Origin of the sequence: Streptomyces sp. MK37H, from assembly GCF_018035285.1 — a bacterium.
GTDB classification, from domain to species: domain Bacteria; phylum Actinomycetota; class Actinomycetes; order Streptomycetales; family Streptomycetaceae; genus Streptomyces; species Streptomyces endocoffeicus.
Genome location: NZ_JAAAYH010000037.1, coordinates 21475 through 38177 on the forward strand (window position 1 = coordinate 21475; position 16703 = coordinate 38177).

Annotated in this window: 14 protein-coding genes and 1 pseudogene; 8 read left to right on the forward strand and 7 right to left on the reverse strand. The window is 72.2% G+C overall.

The features are described from left to right. Positions 1-36 precede the first annotated feature (36 nt). Positions 37-906, forward strand: a complete 870-nt coding sequence (locus tag GWI24_RS08610) for a DUF5937 family protein (protein WP_247616078.1) — start codon at positions 37-39, stop codon at positions 904-906. A gap of 430 nt (positions 907-1336) precedes the next feature. Here the strand turns inward: GWI24_RS08610 and GWI24_RS08615 are convergent, their stop codons facing one another. Then, on the reverse strand, positions 1337-1519 hold the full coding sequence (locus tag GWI24_RS08615; RefSeq protein ID WP_210945293.1) for a hypothetical protein: 183 nt from the start codon (positions 1517-1519) through the stop codon (positions 1337-1339). A gap of 277 nt (positions 1520-1796) precedes the next feature. Here GWI24_RS08615 and GWI24_RS08620 point away from each other — a divergent pair, with 277 nt between their 5' ends. After that, on the forward strand, positions 1797-2948 hold the full coding sequence (locus GWI24_RS08620) for a hypothetical protein (protein WP_210945294.1): 1152 nt from the start codon (positions 1797-1799) through the stop codon (positions 2946-2948). A gap of 178 nt (positions 2949-3126) precedes the next feature. Further along, entirely contained in the window at positions 3127-4749 is a 1623-nt protein-coding gene (locus GWI24_RS08625; protein ID WP_210945295.1) for an NAD(P)/FAD-dependent oxidoreductase, read from the forward strand. A gap of 5 nt (positions 4750-4754) precedes the next feature. On the opposite strand, the gene GWI24_RS08630 is transcribed toward GWI24_RS08625, so the two are convergent. The 5 genes from GWI24_RS08630 to egtA all read right to left on the reverse strand — a co-directional run bounded on the left by GWI24_RS08630 (position 4755) and on the right by egtA (position 10742). After that, the gene (locus GWI24_RS08630) at positions 4755-5981 is read right to left on the reverse strand and encodes a transglycosylase family protein (protein ID WP_210945296.1); all 1227 of its coding nucleotides are present in this window, start codon (positions 5979-5981) and stop codon (positions 4755-4757) included. Positions 5982-6434: 453 nt separating this feature from the next. Next, a complete protein-coding gene (gene egtD, locus GWI24_RS08635) occupies positions 6435-7400 on the reverse strand; it encodes an L-histidine N(alpha)-methyltransferase (RefSeq protein ID WP_210945297.1) in 966 nt (321 codons plus the stop codon). Then, positions 7397-8152: an ergothioneine biosynthesis protein EgtC gene (egtC, locus tag GWI24_RS08640; RefSeq protein ID WP_210945298.1), complete on the reverse strand. Its 756-nt coding sequence runs from the start codon at positions 8150-8152 to the stop codon at positions 7397-7399. Before egtC ends, egtD begins: the two co-directional genes overlap by 4 nt. Continuing rightward, entirely contained in the window at positions 8152-9480 is a 1329-nt protein-coding gene (egtB, locus tag GWI24_RS08645; protein ID WP_210945299.1) for an ergothioneine biosynthesis protein EgtB, read from the reverse strand. Before egtB ends, egtC begins: the two co-directional genes overlap by 1 nt. Beyond that, positions 9477-10742, reverse strand: a complete 1266-nt coding sequence (egtA, locus tag GWI24_RS08650; protein WP_210945300.1) for an ergothioneine biosynthesis glutamate--cysteine ligase EgtA — start codon at positions 10740-10742, stop codon at positions 9477-9479. The genes egtB and egtA overlap by 4 nt, the downstream gene beginning before the upstream one ends. A 240-nt stretch (positions 10743-10982) precedes the next feature. Here egtA and GWI24_RS08655 point away from each other — a divergent pair, with 240 nt between their 5' ends. The 5 genes from GWI24_RS08655 to GWI24_RS08675 all read left to right on the forward strand — a co-directional run bounded on the left by GWI24_RS08655 (position 10983) and on the right by GWI24_RS08675 (position 16311). Continuing rightward, positions 10983-11984, forward strand: a complete 1002-nt coding sequence (locus tag GWI24_RS08655) for an NADPH:quinone oxidoreductase family protein (RefSeq protein WP_210945301.1) — start codon at positions 10983-10985, stop codon at positions 11982-11984. Next, positions 11981-13186: an acyl-CoA dehydrogenase family protein gene (locus GWI24_RS08660; RefSeq protein ID WP_210945302.1), complete on the forward strand. Its 1206-nt coding sequence runs from the start codon at positions 11981-11983 to the stop codon at positions 13184-13186. The genes GWI24_RS08655 and GWI24_RS08660 overlap by 4 nt, the downstream gene beginning before the upstream one ends. Then, entirely contained in the window at positions 13183-14334 is a 1152-nt protein-coding gene (locus GWI24_RS08665) for an acyl-CoA dehydrogenase family protein (protein WP_210945303.1), read from the forward strand. The genes GWI24_RS08660 and GWI24_RS08665 overlap by 4 nt, the downstream gene beginning before the upstream one ends. Before the next feature lie 97 nt (positions 14335-14431). Next, a complete protein-coding gene (locus tag GWI24_RS08670; RefSeq protein WP_210945304.1) occupies positions 14432-15952 on the forward strand; it encodes a GMC family oxidoreductase in 1521 nt (506 codons plus the stop codon). 164 nt (positions 15953-16116) lie between these two features. After that, entirely contained in the window at positions 16117-16311 is a 195-nt protein-coding gene (locus GWI24_RS08675) for a hypothetical protein (protein WP_020866016.1), read from the forward strand. A gap of 36 nt (positions 16312-16347) precedes the next feature. Here GWI24_RS08675 and GWI24_RS08680 read toward each other — a convergent pair. Continuing rightward, positions 16348-16703 (reverse strand): annotated as a pseudogene (locus tag GWI24_RS08680) (Crp/Fnr family transcriptional regulator); the annotation flags it as partial.

The following is a 16703-nucleotide window of genomic DNA, read 5'->3' on the forward strand; positions in this document are numbered from 1 at the left end:
TCGCGCTCACTTCGGCGGTGGCCTAACAATAGTGCGATGATCCGCTACCGATTGGGCGTTGGTGCCGCGAGTGTGCGGTGGGCGATGTCGCCGATCCACGAAGTGGTCAGTCTTGCCCAGCTCTTGACCGAACCGCAGCGTCACCCGATGTTCCACCCGTGGCTTCGCCGTCGCCGCCGTCTCTCGCTCCCCGACCTGGGGGCGCTCACGGTCTTCATGGCCGATGGCGCGTATCGACCCGACTTCCTTGACCCATCGCCGATGTCCAGTGAGCCAACGTTCGAGGAAGGCATGGATGCCCTCCTCGCCGCGCCGGCGGACCAGACGTACGCCGAGCTGGTCGACGCGACGAGGGGGCGCGGGGCAGAAGTGGGCCGCCGACTGCTCGATGACCCCGACCGAGCCAGGTCCGAGGCCGCCGATGCGCTGCGCCGTCTCTGGAAGGCGGTTGTAGAACCGGAATGGCCGTCCATGCGGCAGGCGTTGCGTGCCGAGATGCTGGATCGGGCCATCCAGGTCAACCGCGAGGGGCTGCGCGCAGTCCTTCCGCGCCTGCACCCTTCTGCTGCGTGCGAAGACGACACCATCACCGTCGAGAAGACCGTCGACATCGACGTCGACTGCCCTGAAGGACTCATTCTCGTACCGTCACTGTTCATCACCGACCGGATGCAGTGCACCACCTCGGACCACTGGACTCCGGCGATCTATTACCCGGCATCCGGGCGGTACCTCTGGGCGGCACCTCCCACTGCGAGGTCGCTTGACCGTCTTCTGGGGGTGACTCGATCGAGGATCCTGGCCGCGCTCGCCACTCCGCTGCAGACGACCGTTGTGGCCAGGCTGGTGAGCGTCACCCTCCGACGGCCAGCGAACACCTGGCAATCCTGCGAGACGCCGGGTTGATCGACAGCAGCCGGGCCGGTCGCACGGCCACGCACGAGCTCACCAAGGCTGGACGTGCTCTCCTGGACGCGGCCTCGCCGCGGCCATGACAGGTCGGGGAACTGCTGGTGGTCAGGCAAGCGCGGCGCCGAAATCCGGTCCCATGGCGGAACCTCATCTCCCTTCTCCGGCCGAACGGTCGGACGCGGACGACGTCGAACAGCACAGCCTGTCCGAAGTGTGACGCACAGCCCGGCTCGCCCCGCCGCTCGCGCGGCGGCGCGGTCGCTTCCGCCTACCACACCCGCCGCTTCACGATGGTCCCCCGGCTGAAGAAGGCGCTGCGCGCGCCGACCCCTGCCGACCGCGGGCCCGGGCGCCCGTGGCGGCCCGGCACCCCGCCGCCGGCGCCAATCGACCCGGGCCTGCCGAGCGCGGACATCCGCATCGGCTACGCCCGCTGCTCGACCCTCGGCCAGGAACTCGACAGCCAGCTCGACGCGCTCAGCAAGCACGGCATCCCCAGGGACAGATCTTCAGCGGTGGCCCGCTGCAGGGACACCGCGCCCCGGTAGCGCAGCCGGGCGTCGTCGTGAGGGATGTCGAGCGAGACGCTGGCGGGGCGGGTCCGCATGGTCGCGAGTCTGACACCCGCCTCGGACAGGTGGGGGAAACGCGCCGCTCGGAGCTACCGGACTGGGCAGCGGGCGCTCCTAGGCCAAAGGGGTGATTTTCGGTACCCGGTGTGGTGAATCATCCGCGCGGTCGCTGTACTGGTCCTGACGACTGTGGGGTGCCCATCTCCCTGTCGGGGTCAGGACCGAGACCGTTTCCGCGTTCTCCGTTCCAGTCCCTCGGGCACCCCGGCAGCGAGCGGCAGCTCCACCACCCTCACTTGAAGGGGCTGCATCATGTCAGTCGCTATCGCTCCCCCCACATCCGTGGCGTGTACCACGTTCACGGCGCAGGTCACCTCCGCCCCCGCCGGGGTCAGCGCCGGAAACACCGCCACCTTCACCTACGACGGCCAGACCCAGTCGGCGACCGTCGCCGCCAACGGGACCACCCCGCCGGTCACCTTCACCGCCCTGGGATCCGGGCCCCAGACCATCACCGTGGTGTACACCAGCGGCGCCACCATCACCGGTATCGAGGTCGTCCCGATCACCGTCACTCCCGCACCCGCCGGGACCCTGACGACCACCCTGACCGTTGTGGGCACGACCACACAGGCCAGCACGACGCTCACCTGCGCCGGAGGCACCGCCTCGATCAACGGCACGATCCAGTACACCCTGCCCGGCGGCGGGACGGTGTCGACGCCCGTGACCAACGGCGTCGTGACCCCCGTCAACCTCGGGGTGCTGCTGACCTCGGGGCAGTCGGTGACGGCCACCTTCGTGGCGGCTGCCGGGACCTGCCCGGCGTGCACCTTCGCCCCGGTCACCACGAGCCTGTGCACCGTGCTGCTGCTGCCTCCGGCGGGTGTGGTCACGGCGGGTCAGCCGACCACTCTTCAGGCGCTGGTGCTGTGCAATGGTGTCCCGGTCAGTGGTGCCACGGTCTCCTTCGCGGCTCCGAGTGGCACTTTGGGGACGGGGTCGACCAACGCGTCGGGTTTGGCCTCGGCGACGGTCACTTTCCCCTCTGCCGGTGCCACCACGGTGACCGCCACTGTCACGGCCGTGCCCGCCGGTAGTGCCTGCAACTGCACGGGGACGGCGTCCGTCCCCCTGCCCGTCGTGGTGCTGCCCGGGGCGACGACGCCGGGAGCGCTCCAGGCCCTCCCCGCCTGCTGGCGGATCAACCTGACCAACCCGACCCTCTTCCCGACCACCCTGACGGCCACGGTGACGCCGCCGACCGCGGGCATCTCCGTGCAGTTCCTCGTGGGTGGCGTGTCCGTGGGGACGGCGACGACCGATGCGACCGGCACCGCCACCCTCCCGGTGAACCTCACCGCGCTGCAGATCCTCAACCTCACCTACCAGGCGACCGCCGTCGTCGGAGGCACCACGCTCACCGCGACGGCCCCCCTGCGGCCGTGCATCCCGCCGGTGTGAGGGTGGTCCTCGGGTGAACCCGTACCAGTGAGGTGAACCCGTACCAGTGAAATGGGCTGTCCCCCGTCGTGCGAGTACGGGGGGCAGCCCGTCATTCAGAATTCTCCCGGCATTCTTCGCGTAGCATGCTGAAATCGTGCATAAGTACCGCATCGCGCGATGGCAGGAGGAACACCGGATGGCCGAGGCAGACACCGTCGTCGTCGGGTCCGGGGTCAACGGCCTGGTCGCCGCCGCGGAGCTGGCCCTGGCCGGATGGTCCGTCATCCTGGTGGAGCGCGAACCGGACATCGGTGGCTTCATCGCCACTGAGGAGCGCACCCTGCCGGGCTACCTCCACGACACCTACTCCTCCTGGCATCCGCTGTTCGTCTCCGGCCCGGCGTTCGCGCGTCTGGGGGAGCCCTTGCGGCGGCATGGGCTGGAGTACCGCAACGCCGATGAGTGGGCCGGCGCCAGCGTGGCCGACGACGGCAGGGTCACGCTTGCGCACCGCGATCCGGAGCGCACCGCCGAGGGGTTCGCGCACGAAGCGGACCGGGCCGCGTATCTGGCCGCGCTCGGCCGGCTGGGCGCCAGCATGGAGGCGATCGGCGGCCTGATGGGCGGCGAGCTCCGTTCACCGGCCGTCCTCCGCCACACGGTCGCCCTGCTGCGCGGCGGCGGGCGGCAGGGGGTGGAGCGGTGGCTGCGCTCGGTGGCCACCAGCGGCCGTGGATACCTGCGCGCGGAGTTCCGCGGGGACGAGGTGGACCACCTCTTCGCCCCGTGGCTGCTGCACGCGGGGCTGTCGCCGGACCACGCGTCGGGCGGCTTCCTGGTGACGCTGTTCGCCGCCACCCTGCACGGCGCCGGGGTGCCGGTGGTCGCCGGGGGCGCGGGCCGGTTCCTCGACGCCTTCAGATCGCTGCTGACGACGACGGGCGTACGGGTGGAGACCGGCACCCGGGTCGACCGCATTCTCGTCGAGCAGGGCCGCGCCGTGGGAGTGGCGGCGGGCGGCAGGGTCTTCCGTGCCCGCCGCGCGGTCCTCGCCTCGGTGACCCCCACCGCCCTGTACGGCACCCTCCTGCCGGAGGGCTCGGTGCGCCCCGAACTGCGCGACGAGGCGCGGCGATTCCGGTACGGCCGCGCCGCGATGCAGATCCATGTCGCGCTGTCCGAGCCGCTCGGCTGGCGCGACGCACGTCTGAATACGATCCCGCTGCTGCACCTGACCGACGGTTCGAGCAGCACCGGTATCGCCTGCGCCGAGGCCGAGGCGGGCCTGCTGCCCCGGCGGCCCACGGTGGTCGTGGGGCAGCAGTACGTCCTGGACCCCGGCCGGGTGCCACCCGGGGCCGCCGCGCTGTGGCTGCAGTTGCAGGAGGTGCCGTCCACCCCGCGCGGCGACGCGTCCGGTGAACTGGACACCGCTCAGGGCTGGACCCCGGGGCTGGCCCGGGGCTACGCCGACCGGGTGCTGAACCGGATCGCCCGGCACGCGCCCGATCTGCCCGGCAAGGTGCTCGCCGTCGATGTCATCGCGCCCCCGGACCTCGCCCGCCGGAACCCCAACGCGCTCGATGGTGACCCGTACGGCGGTTCCCTCGAACTCGACCAGAGCTTTCTCTGGCGTCCTCTGCCCGCCTCCGGGCGGCACGCGACCGATATCGGCGGGCTCTGGCACATCGGCGCGTCCACTCACCCGGGGGCCGGGCTGGGCGGTGTCTCCGGGCACATGGTCGCCACCACGCTCACCAGAGGGCCGCGTTTCGCCCGTCTGCCCCGGCTCTCACCCGGGCGAAGGGCCAGAGGCTGACCCCGTCAGAGGCTGACGCCGTGTGACCGCAGATAGGCGAGCGGATTGATGTCCGAGCCATAGCCGGGGCCGGTGCGGATCTCGAAGTGGAGATGCGGTCCGGTGGCATTGCCCGTCGAGCCGGAACGGCCGATCTGCTGGCCGCCGTTGACGTTCTGCCCGGCCCGCACCGACAGCTGCGAGAGATGGCCGTACTGGCTGTACTTGCCGTCCGGATGCCGGATGACCACCTGATAGCCGTACGCGCCACCCCAGCCCGCCGAGACCACATGGCCCGAGCCCACGGCCTTCACCGAGGTGCCGATCCCCACGGGGAAGTCCACCCCCGTGTGATGGCCGCTCGACCAGCTGGAGCCGGCCGCCTGGTAGGCGGTGCTCGGACTGACCCCGCTGACGGGGGCGGTGAAGCCCGAGGAGACGACGGGCTTGGTGGCCCGCTCCCGGCTGGTGTGCTTCTCGGCCTTCGGGTGCGGCGCGGGCTTCGGCTTCGGCTTTGCCTTGGCCTTGTGGTGGGGCTCGGGTTCCGCCTTGGGCTTGGCGGTGGCCTTACCGTCCTTGAGGGAGAGCTTCTGACCGGGGTAGATCAGATCGGGATCGCCGCCGATCGTCTCGCGGTTGGTCTTGTAGAGCGCCTCCCAGCCGCCGTTGACGTCATGGGTGTCGGCGATACGGGACAGCGAGTCGCCGCTGACGACCACATAGCGGCCGGACTTCGTGGAGTCGCCCCCCGGGAGACTGGTGGGCGTGGGCTTGCTCGCCGCCGCCTGCTGGGCCTTCTCCGGCCGAAGGGTCTGCTTGACCGGGGCGGCGGCCGTCCTGACGACCTTCTGGGCGGTCTGTTGCGGCGCCACGTCGTCCCGCGTCAGACCGGCCTTGCCCGAGCACACCGGCCACGCGCCGGGGCCCTGGCCGTCGAGCACCTTCTCCGCGATCGCGATCTGCTGGTCCTTGGTGGCCAGATCGGCGCGTGCCGCGTACGCCGTGCCGCCGTACGCCGCCCATGTGCTCTGCGTGAACTGCAGCCCGCCGTAGAAGCCGTTGCCGGTGTTGATGTCCCAGTTGTCGGTGGACTCGCACTGGGCCACCTTGTCCCAGGTTTCGCCAGAGGCCGCGGACGCGCCCGCGGCGCCGACGAGTGGAAGGGCGATTCCGGCGCCGCCCGCCGTGACGCTCAGTGAGGCACGGGAGATGCGGTTGGGCTTGTAGCGGCGGTGGCGTCCCCGTAAGGGCATGGACGGCTCCTTCTCGTGCTGCCGGGTGCGGCGAGCTGCCGGGCGGGCCAAAGATAAGGGGGCCGATTTGGGTACAACAAGAGGGAGTTCACCTAGAAAGTGGGCCACAGCGCGCTGTGCTGCGGCCCTTTTCCGCTTGTGTGATGTGCATCACACAAATTCGTTCGGTGGTTCGGGCGGGACGCAGGGTGACCAGCCCGCCCCCGGCTACCAGACGAACGAGACGGTGTTGGGCTCGGACGAGGTGATCAGCTCGTCCACGGCCCGGACTTCGAACCGCGTCGCAGCCTCGCCGTCCCGACGTGTCAGGGCGCGCGGCTCGCGCGATGTGTGGCCAGCTGCCCGGCATCACCGCCGTGTTCGCGCTCCACCACACCGCCTCGCTCCCGCGAAGCGAGCCGCCGCCCGTGACCGATGGTCCCGGGCGGCGGCGTGCCGCGATCTGGCGAGGAGTTACCGGCGCACGGCGAGCGACACCGCGAAGCGGCCCTTCGCATCGGTCCACCAGCGCCGCGAGTCCATCCCCGCGGCGGCCAGTTCGGCCCGCACCTTCTCCTCCCGGAACTTGGCGGACACCTCGGTGCGGACCTCCTCCCCGGCCGTGAAGTGCACCGCGAGATCCATGGCGGGAATCTTCGCGGTGAGCTCCTTACGGGCCCTCAGCCGCATCTCGATCCACTCCTCCTCGGCGTTCCACACCGCCACGTGGTCGAAGTCGGACGGGTCGAAGTCGGCGCCCAGTTCGCGGTCGAGCACCGTCAGCACGTTCTTGTTGAACGCCGCGGTGACCCCTTGGACGTCGTCGTAGGCGGAGACGAGCGTGGCCTCGTCCTTGACCAGGTCGGTGCCGAGCAGCAGCGCGTCGCCGGGCGCGAGCAGCTCGCTCACCGAGGCGAAGAAGGCCGCCCGCTCCGCCGGCAGCAGATTGCCGATGGTGCCCCCGAGGAAGGCCAGCAGCCTCGGCCCCGGGGTGTCGTTGGGCAGCGCGAGCCCGTTCATGAAGTCGGCCACCAGCGCGTGCACCATCAGCCGTGGATGCTCGGCCAGCAGGGCCTCCCCGGCCAGTTCCAGCGCGCTCTCGCTCACGTCGACGGGGACGTAGACGCGCAGATCCGGCAGCGCCCGGATCAGGTGGTGGGTCTTCTCGGAGGAGCCGGAGCCCAGTTCGACGAGAGTGCGGGCCCCGGTGGCGTCGGCGATCTCCGCCGCGCGGGCGACGAGGATCTCCCGCTCGGCGCGGGTCGGGTAGTACTCGGGAAGCCGGGTGATCTCTTCGAAGAGCGCGCTTCCCCGGGCGTCGTAGAACCACTTGGGCGGAAGCTGTTTGGGGGTGCTGGTCAGCCCGTCGGCCACATCGGCGCGCAGCGCGGCCGTGGTGGCATCGGCGGGCAGGGTGCGGGTGACGGTGAAGGGGCTCAACGGGAAGCCTCCTTGAGTGCGGTGAGCAGTACATTGGTGCGGGTGGCGGTGAGCAGGGTGCGGTCGGGGACCTCGGTCCAGCCGGGGTCCTGGTCGTACGGCTCGGAGGCCACTACCACGCCCCGGTCCGGATCGGCCAGGTACCACAGCGTGTCGCCCCAGGCGGTGGCGGCGATGGTCTCCCCGTCCATGAGCAGCAGATTGAGCCGTGAGCCGGGGGAGGCGCCGGCGAACTGCTCGACGGCGTCGGCCAGCGCCTCCGGCGGCGCGTGGCCCAGCCGCAGCCGGTGCAGCACCAGCGCCCAGACGAACGCCGAGTCGCACCGGGCCTCCAGGCCGAGCAGATCCGCCGGTGGCAGTGCGGCGGCGAGGTCCGCGACCGCGTGCGGCCAGTCGCGGATCGCCCCGTTGTGGCTGAACAGCCAGGTCCCCGAGGCGAACGGCGAGGCGCCCGCCTCGCCGTCCGCGCTCGCCTCGGTGGCATCCCTTACGGCGGCCATCAGCGCCCCCGTGCGCACCACGCGGGCCAGGTCGGCGAACGACAGATCGCCCCAGATGGGCCCGGCGCGACGGTAGCGCGCGGGCACCGGGTCGCCCGACGCGTACCAGCCGACGCCGAACCCGTCGGCGTTGACCGTGCCGTGCGCCTGCCGCCGCGGCGCCCACGACTGCCGGAACAGGCTGTTCGCGGGCGCCACGACCACCTCGCCGATGGCGGTCCGCGGCCCGAGGTAGGCCAGGTGCCGGCACATCAGGACGCGTCCCGCGCGGTGCGGAAGCCGGAGAAGATCTGGCGGCGGACCGGCAGGTCCCAGTTGCGGAACGTGCCCCGGCAGGCGACCTCGTCCACCGCGAAGGAACCGCCGCGCAGTACCTTGTGCGACGGGCCGAAGAACACTTCCGAGTACTCGCGGTACGGGAAGGCGCGGAACCCCGGGTAGGGCAGGAAGTCGCTCGAGGTCCACTCCCACACATCGCCGATCAACTGCCGCACCCCCAGCGGGGAGGCGCCATGCGGATAGCTGCCGGCCGCCGCGGGCCGCAGATGGCGCTGGCCCAGGTTGGCGTGGACGGGCGTGGGATCCTCGTCGCCCCACGGATAGCGCCGGGACCGGCCGCTCTCCGGGTCGTGGCGGGCGGCCTTCTCCCACTCCTCCTCGGTCGGCAGCCGTCGCCCCGCCCAGCGGGCGTAGGCGTCCGCCTCGTACCAGCTCACATGCACCACCGGCTCCTCCGGCGGCACCGGCTCCGTCACCCCGAACCGCCGGCGCAGCCACTGACCGCCCTCGCGCCGCCAGAACAGCGGGGCGGCGAGGCCGTGCTCCTGGATGTACGCCCAGCCGTCGGCCGTCCACCAGCGCCGCTCGGTGTAGCCGCCGTCCGCGATGAACCGCTGGTACGCGCCGTTGGTCACCGGAGTGGTGTCGATGTGGAAGGCCGGGACCAGCCGGTGGTGCGCGGGGCGCTCGTTGTCCAGGGCCCAGGGCTCGGCCGAGGTGCCCATGGTGAACGGGCCGCCCGGGACCAACACCTCCTCCGGCAGCGCCTCGCCGTCCGCCGCGTCGGGCGGCGGCGGGGCGGTGAGCGCGGCGGGTCCGCGGCGCAGCTGGTGGGTGATGAGCATGGTCTCGTCGTGCTGCTGCTCATGCTGCGCGATCATCCCGAAGGCGAAGCCCGCGTCCACCAGCGGGGCGCCGCGCAGTTCGATCCGCTCCAGGATGTCCAGCACCCGGCCGCGCACCTCGTGCACATAGCCGCGGGCCTCGGCGGGCGCCAGCAGCGGCAGGGTGGGCCGCTCGGCGCGCGGATGCTCGAAGGCGTCGTAGATCGAGTCGATCTCGGGGCGCAGGGCGTCACGCCCGCCGACCGCGCGCAGCAGCCACTGCTCCTCCTGGTTGCCGATGTGCGCCAGATCCCACACCAGCGGGGACATCAAAGGGGAGTGCTGGGCGGTGAGGTCGGGCTCGTCCACGCAGGTGGTCAGGGTGTGGGTGCGGTCGCGCGCGGTGCGCAGCGCCTTCTCGGCGCGCCGGCGCAGCGCCTCGGGATCGATGGTGGGATCGGAATCGGGGGCGGTCATGACCGTCCCTCCTTACCGGTGAGGGGAGCGAGCAGATCGTCGGCGGGACATCGGCCGCGGACCACATAGCGGTCGGTGAAGGCGGCGACGGCGGCGGTGATGGCGGGGGAGGCGCCGATACGCGGCAGCGCGTCCAGCGCCGTGGTGAAGCAGCTGACGGCGGCGGTGCGCAGCTCGGGGTCGGCCAGACCGTGGCGGGCCGCGGCCCGCCACAGTGGATTGCCCGGTGCGGGGCGGGCGCCCGCCGTCTCGGCGAGCGGTTTCACCACCCGGTAAACCGTTTCAGCAGCCTCGGGATCGTCGAAGAGCGCGACCGTGACGGCGAGGGGGACGATCCATCCGTCCTCACCGCTCTGCGCGTCGATCATGCGCAGTTCCAGATGGCCGCGCGGGCGGACGGGGGGAAAGAGCGTGGAGATGTGGAAGTCGAGGTCGTCGTGGGTGGGTGGCCGGGGCAGCGCCGTTCGGGCCCACTGGCGGAAGGTCACCCCGGACGGCACCGTCCAGGGCGCCTTCTCGTCCCGGATGGCCATCACGGGCGCGTCCAGCACGTAGTGGGCCCAGGCCGTGCGGGGATCCCGGCCGTCGGCCGGGGCGTGGGTGCGTCCGGGTTCCATCGCCGTCCACAGCGCCTGCCGGGTGGAGCGGTAACCCGTGGGGCGGCCCTGGCGCAGCGGCGAGTTGGCGAACGCGGCGGTGAGCACGGCGCCCAGCAGATGGGCGAGCCGCCAGCGCCGTGCCATGCCGAGTGGTCCGGGCTCCTCGTGCCCGGCGTCCACGCAGACCTGCACGGAGGCGGTGTTGCACATCATGGAGCGCCCGGCCGGACCCCGGCGGTCGAAGTAGGTCTCCATGCACTCGTACCGGGGCGTGGTGAGGAAGCGTCTCGGTGGGCGCCAGGGGTCATGTCCGTGGCCGGCGAGCCCGAGGCCGAGGCCGGTGAGCACGGAACGTACGAGGACCAGATCGGCGGCGGCGGACTCCACACACGCGGTGAGGGAGTCGGCCGGGAGGGAGCTCAGCTCCACCTGGCCGCCGGGTTCGAAGGTGATGGCGGACCGCAGCGGCAGTCCGCGCAGGGCGGTGACCGCGGCTTCGAGCCGGGTCGCCTCGACGGGTCGTGCGGGGTCGTGCGGGTCGTGTATGAGCCATTCGAGCTCGACTCCGATGCGACGCGGCGGCCCGGTCTTGAAGCAGATGCCGTGCAGCCGGGCCTCCATCTCGGCCTCGCTGATCGCCTTGTCGTCGGGCACAGTCGTCATCTCCCGTCCCGTTCCGGCAACGGCTCGCTGGGAAACGAACCGAAATGTCGCCGTCCACCTTTACCTGCCGACGCGCCGGGCTCAAGAGTGCCTCCAGAGTTGCACAAGAGTTCATCCGCCGCCGGGCGGGCAGGTCAGGATGGCTGACGGTGGTGCGGTTCCGCTCCTCGTACCGACTGGTTAGTATGTTCGACCCGGCGCGGTACCGCGTTCCGACGATCCGTTTGTGGAGGCCACCGGATGCAGGCATGGCGAGTGCACGACAATGGCGAGCCCGGTGAGGTCATGAGCCTCGACGAGGTGCCGGACCCCCAGGCGGGACCGGGACAGCTGCTGCTGCGGGTCCGGGCCGTCAACGTCAACTTCCCCGACGCCCTGCTGTGCCGCGGCCAGTACCAGGTGCGGCCGCCCCTGCCGTTCACCCCCGGCGTCGAGGTGTGCGGCGAGGTCGTCGCCGTCGGCGAGGGCGCCGAGGGCGTGGTCGGCTCCCGCGTCCTGGCCACGCCCACGCTCCCCGCGGGCGGCTTCGCCGAGCTGGTGCCCGTGGAGGCGGCCGCCGCACTGCCCGCGCCCGACGCCCTGGACGACGCCGAGGCCGCGGCGCTGCACATCGGCTACCAGACCGGCTGGTTCGGCCTGCACCGCAGGGCCCGCATCCAGTCCGGCGAGACGCTCCTGGTGCACGCCGCCGCGGGCGGGGTCGGCAGCGCCGCCGTCCAGCTCGGCAAGGCGGCCGGGGCCACCGTGATCGGCGTCGTCGGCGGCGAGGACAAGGCCCGGGTCGCCCGCGAGCTCGGCTGCGACCTCGTCCTCGACCGGCGCGCCGACGACATCGTGGCGGCCGTCAAGGAGGCCACCGGCGGACGCGGCGCGGACGTCGTCTACGACCCGGTCGGCGGCGACGCCTTCGTCAAGTCCGTCAAATGCGTCGCCTTCGAGGGCCGCATCGTGGTCGTCGGATTCGCCAGCGGCGTCGTCCCCCAGGCCGCCCTCAACCACGCCCTGGTCAAGAACTACGCCATCCTCGGCCTCCACTGGGGCCTGTACAACACCCACGACCCGGCCGCGATCCGCGCCTGCCACGAGGAGCTGACCAAGCTAGCCGCACAGGGCACCGTCAAACCACTGGTCAGCGAGCGCGTACCGCTGAAGGACGCGGCCGACGCCGTCCAGCGCGTCGCCGACGGCGTGACCACCGGCCGTGTGGTCGTCGTCCCCGGACAGGCCGGAGGGGACCGATGAGCACCACCCGGCACCGCCCCGCCGTGGACGCCGACGAGCTGCGCCGCCGCGTCCGCGAACTCCTGGACGCCCATCCGCCCGCCACCACCGACCGCCTGGACTTCCTGCGCGCCCGCTTCGACGCCGGGCTCGCCTGGGTGCACTACCCGGCCGGGCTCGGCGGCCTGGACGCCCCGCGCTCCCTTCAGGCCGTCGTCGACGCCGAGCTGGAGGCCGCGGGGGCGCCCGACAACGACCCCCGCCGCATCGGTATCGGCCTCGGCATGGCCGCCCCCACCATCCTCGGCTTCGGCACCGACGAGCAGCGGCAGCGGCTGCTGCGCCCGCTGTGGACCGGCGAGGAGGTGTGGTGCCAGCTGTTCAGCGAGCCCGGCGCCGGATCCGACCTCGCGGCGCTCGCCACCCGGGCGGTGCGCGACGGCGACGACTGGGTGGTCGACGGACAGAAGGTCTGGACCTCCAGCGCCCATCTCGCCCGCTGGGCCATCCTCATCGCCCGCACCGACCCCGACCAGCCCAAGCACCGCGGCATCAGCTACTTCATCTGCGATATGACCGACCCCGGGGTCGAGGTCCGGCCACTGCGCCAGATCACCGGCGAGGCGGAGTTCAACGAGGTCTTCCTCACGGGTGTGCGCATCCCCGACAGCCAGCGGCTCGGCGAGATCGGCGAGGGCTGGCGCGTCGCCCAGACCACCCTGATGAACGAGCGGGTCGCCATCGGCGGCGGCCGCGTCCCCCGCGAGGGCGGCATGATCGGCCTCGTCGCCGACACCTGGCGCGAGCGCCCCGAACTGCGCACCCACGACCTCCACCAGCGGCTGCTGCGGCTGTGGACGGAGTCCGAGGCGGCCCGGCTCGCGGGCGAGCGGCTGCGCCAGCAGCTCGCGGTCGGCCAGCCCGGCCCCGAGGGCTCGGCCATGAAACTCGCCTTCGCCCGCCTCAACCAGCACATCAGCGCGCTGGAGGTCGAGCTGCTGGGGGAGGAGGGGCTGCGCTACGACGACTGGACACTGCGCCGCCCCGAACTGGTGGACTTCACCGGGCGCGAGGCCGGCTACCGCTATCTGCGCGCCAAGGGCAACTCCATCGAGGGCGGCACCTCGGAGGTGCTGCTCAACATCATCGCCGAACGCGTCCTGGGCCTGCCGCCCGAGCCGAGGACCGACAAGGACGTCCCGTGGAAGGACCTGCCCCGATGAGCACCGCCGACCTGCTCTACTCCGAGGCGGAGGACGATCTGCGCGCGGCCGTACGGTCGCTGCTCACCGACCGCTGCCCGCCCGCCACCGTGATGTCCGAGGCCGAGAGCGGCCGGGCGTACGACGTGGCGCTGTGGCGCGCGCTGGGCGCCGAGATGGGCACCGCGGGGCTGCTGGTGCCGGACAAGCTCGGCGGACAGGGCGCCACCGCGCGGGAGGCGGCGGTGGTGATGGAGGAGCTCGGCCGCGCCGTCGCCCCCGTGCCGTACCTCACCAGCGCCGTTCTCGCCGCCGCCGCCCTGCTCGGCTGCGACACCGACCAGGAGGCCGTGGCCCGGCTGCTCGGCGCGGTCGCCGAGGGCCGCACGGTCGGCGCCCTCGCGGTGCCGCTGTCCACCGTGGCCGTGGTGCCCGGCGGCGAGTCCGGCGCGCCCGCCGCGACCGTACGGGCCGACGGCGACGGCACGGTCAGCGGCCAGGTCTCCGGTGTCGCGGGCGCGGCGGGCGCCGATGTGCTGCTCGTCCCCGCCACCGGCGCGGACGGCTACGGGCTGTACGCCGTGGAGACCGCCGAGACCAGCGTCACCGTCGAACCCCTCACTTCGCTCGACCTCACCCGCCCGCTCGCCGCGGTGACCCTCACCGGCGCCCCGGCACGCCGGCTGGCCGGGCCCGGCCGGGCCGAGGCGGCCATCGGACGGGCGCTGCTGACCGGGGCCGGACTGCTCGCCTCCGAGCAGCTGGGCGTGGCCGAATGGTGTCTGACCGAGACCGTCCGCCACACCAAGGAGCGCCATCAGTTCGGGCGCCCCATCGGCTCGTTCCAGGCGCTCAAGCACCGCATGGCCGCGCTGTGGCTGGAGCTGGTCTCGGCGCGCGCCACCGCCCGGTACGCCGCCGACGCACTGGCCACGGACAGCCCGGACACACCGGTCGCGGTGGCCGTGGCCCAGGCGCACTGCGCCGAGGTGGCGGTGCACGCGGCCGAGGAGTGCGTCCAGCTGCACGGCGGCATCGGCATGACCTGGGAGCACCCGGCGCATCTGTATCTCAAGCGGGCCAAGAGCGACCAGATCGCGCTGGGCACCCCCGGCCGCCACCGGCAGGCGCTCGCCGGACTGGTGGATCTGCCGGCCCCCACCGGCTGACCTGCCGGATCCGGCGAACCCGCCCCCGCTCCGCGATCACGCCACTAGAGTGCCGAACAGCTGTGCGGCACGTCGGGTGAGTCCGGAACGGGGGCACATGATGAGCGACTTCGACTACATCGTGGTGGGGGCGGGCTCGGCGGGCGCCGTGGTGGCGGCCCGGCTGACGGAAGCCCCGGACGTACGGGTGCTGCTGCTGGAGGCCGGGAAGGACGACGCGGCCGCGCAGATCCACGACCCCACCGCGTGGTTCACCCTCATCGGCGGTGAGCACGACTGGGGCTACACCACCGTCCCGCAGCCGGGCCTGGCCGGGCATCCCCAGGCCGCCGCGCGCGGCAAGGTGCTCGGCGGCTCCAGCAGCATCAATGTGATGACCTATGTCCGCGGCCACCTCGGCACCTTCGACGCGTGGGCCGCCGACGGCTGCACCGGCTGGGACGCCGCCTCGGTGCTGGAGACCTTCCGCGCACTCGAGCACGCCGAGGGCCGCGACCCGCGCTTCCGCGGCACCGGCGGCCCGCTGCGGCTCAGCCGGGCCGAGACGCCCAACCCGCTGAGCACCGCCTTCCTCGACGCCGCCAAGGAACTCGGCCATCCCTACAACGACGACTTCAACGGCGCGGAGAGCGAAGGCGCCGGGCGCCATGAGTGGACCATCCACGAGGGGCGCCGCCAGAGCACGGCGGTCGCCTATCTCGATCCGGCGATGGACCGCCCCAACCTCACCGTGCGCACCGAGGCCCACGCACACCGGCTGCTCTTCGAGGGCGCCCGCTGCGTCGGCGTCGAATACGCGGGCTCCGGCGGTGTGGCACGGCGGGTGCGCGCGGTGCGGGAGGTCATCGTGTGCGCGGGCTCGGTGGACTCGCCCAAGCTGCTGATGCTCTCCGGAATCGGCCCGGCCGGCCATCTGCGCGAAGTGGGCGTCCCGGTGCTGGTGGACGCCCCCGAGGTGGGGGCCAATCTCCAGGACCACCCCCTGGTCGGGCTGGTCCACGAGGCGGGTACCCCGCTGCCGCCGCCCCCGCTGACCACCGCCGAGGCGGCCCTGTTCACCCGGACCGACCCCGGGCTGCCCCGCCCCGACCTCGAGGTGTTCCTCTTTCACATCCCGTTCCACCCGAGGCTGCTGCCGTTCCCGCCGAACAGCTTCACCCTGACGGCCGCCGCGATGCAGCCCCACAGCCGGGGCACGGTCCGGCTCTCCGGCGCGGACCCCGAGGACCGGCCGCTGATCGACCCCGGCTATCTCAGCGACGGAAGGGACCTCGCCACTCTGGTCCAGGGGGTCGAACTGGCCCGGTCGCTGGCAGCCACCGACGCGTTCGAGGCGTGGCAGCCGCGCGAACTGCTGCCCGGCCCCGGGGTGAGCGGCCGGGACGGCCTGGCCGACTTCGTCCGCGAGAACACCGGCACCTACTTCCACCACGTCGGCACCTGCCGGATGGGCGGGGACGAGCAATCGGTGGTGGACCCCCGGCTGCGCGTCCGGGGCGTCGAGGGGCTACGGATCGCCGATGGATCGATCATGCCGTCGATCGTCTCGGCCAACACCAACGCGGCCTGCGTCATGATCGGCGAGATGGCCGCCGAGTTGATCCGCGCCGACGCCTGAGCGGGTTCGGCACGCTCGTTCACCGCGCAGGGGCGACCGCCGGGGAGTAACCGAACAGCAGATCGGCACCCGTATGGAGCACCAGGTGAAGGCGGTCCTGGGGCGATTCTGGGCCACACTGACGGCCGGATTCCGATGCTCCGTAGTGGCCGAGGAGGCTCCCCATGGCCATTTCCATCTCCGTGGTCCTGCTGCTTCTGATCCTCACAGTGGTGTTTCTCCGCAGCGGCGGATTGCGCATCTCGCATGCGCTGGTCTGTGTGACGCTGGGCTTCTACCTGGCGAGCAGCAGCGTGGCGCCCACCATCTCCGAGGGGCTGGCAGCCACCGCGGACGTGGTCAGCAGCGTCCGTCCCTGATCCACGCCCGCGGCGACCGGTCTCTGGCGGCCGGGCTCAGCGGCCGATCTCGACGTCCTCCAGCACACCGACCGCATCGGGCACCAGAATCGCCGCCGAGTAGTAGGCGGAGACCAGATAGGACGTCACGGCCTGCTCGCTGATGCCCATGAACCGGACGTTCAGACTGGGCTCGTACTCATCCGGGATACCGGTCTGATGCAGACCGATGACCCCCTGGCTCTCCTCCCCGGTGCGCATCGCCAGGATCGAGCTGGTGCCGGACTCGCTGATCGGGATCTTGTTGCAGGGCAGCAGCGGAACCCCGCGCCACGCCCGCACCGCGACCCCGGCCACCTCGATGCCCTGCGGATACAGACCACGGCTGCTGCACTCCCGCCCGAAGGCGGCGA

Coding starts and splice junctions, on each gene's coding strand:
- GWI24_RS08610 (WP_247616078.1), top strand. CDS start 37: ATGATCCGCTACCGATTGGGCGTTGGTGCCGCGAGTGTGCGGTGGGCG.
- GWI24_RS08615 (WP_210945293.1), bottom strand. CDS start 1,519: ATGCGGACCCGCCCCGCCAGCGTCTCGCTCGACATCCCTCACGACGAC.
- GWI24_RS08620 (WP_210945294.1), top strand. CDS start 1,797: ATGTCAGTCGCTATCGCTCCCCCCACATCCGTGGCGTGTACCACGTTC.
- GWI24_RS08625 (WP_210945295.1), top strand. CDS start 3,127: ATGGCCGAGGCAGACACCGTCGTCGTCGGGTCCGGGGTCAACGGCCTG.
- GWI24_RS08630 (WP_210945296.1), bottom strand. CDS start 5,981: ATGCCCTTACGGGGACGCCACCGCCGCTACAAGCCCAACCGCATCTCC.
- egtC (WP_210945298.1), bottom strand. CDS start 8,152: ATGTGCCGGCACCTGGCCTACCTCGGGCCGCGGACCGCCATCGGCGAG.
- egtB (WP_210945299.1), bottom strand. CDS start 9,480: ATGACCGCCCCCGATTCCGATCCCACCATCGATCCCGAGGCGCTGCGC.
- egtA (WP_210945300.1), bottom strand. CDS start 10,742: ATGACGACTGTGCCCGACGACAAGGCGATCAGCGAGGCCGAGATGGAG.
- GWI24_RS08655 (WP_210945301.1), top strand. CDS start 10,983: ATGCAGGCATGGCGAGTGCACGACAATGGCGAGCCCGGTGAGGTCATG.
- GWI24_RS08660 (WP_210945302.1), top strand. CDS start 11,981: ATGAGCACCACCCGGCACCGCCCCGCCGTGGACGCCGACGAGCTGCGC.
- GWI24_RS08665 (WP_210945303.1), top strand. CDS start 13,183: ATGAGCACCGCCGACCTGCTCTACTCCGAGGCGGAGGACGATCTGCGC.
- GWI24_RS08670 (WP_210945304.1), top strand. CDS start 14,432: ATGATGAGCGACTTCGACTACATCGTGGTGGGGGCGGGCTCGGCGGGC.
- GWI24_RS08675 (WP_020866016.1), top strand. CDS start 16,117: ATGGCCATTTCCATCTCCGTGGTCCTGCTGCTTCTGATCCTCACAGTG.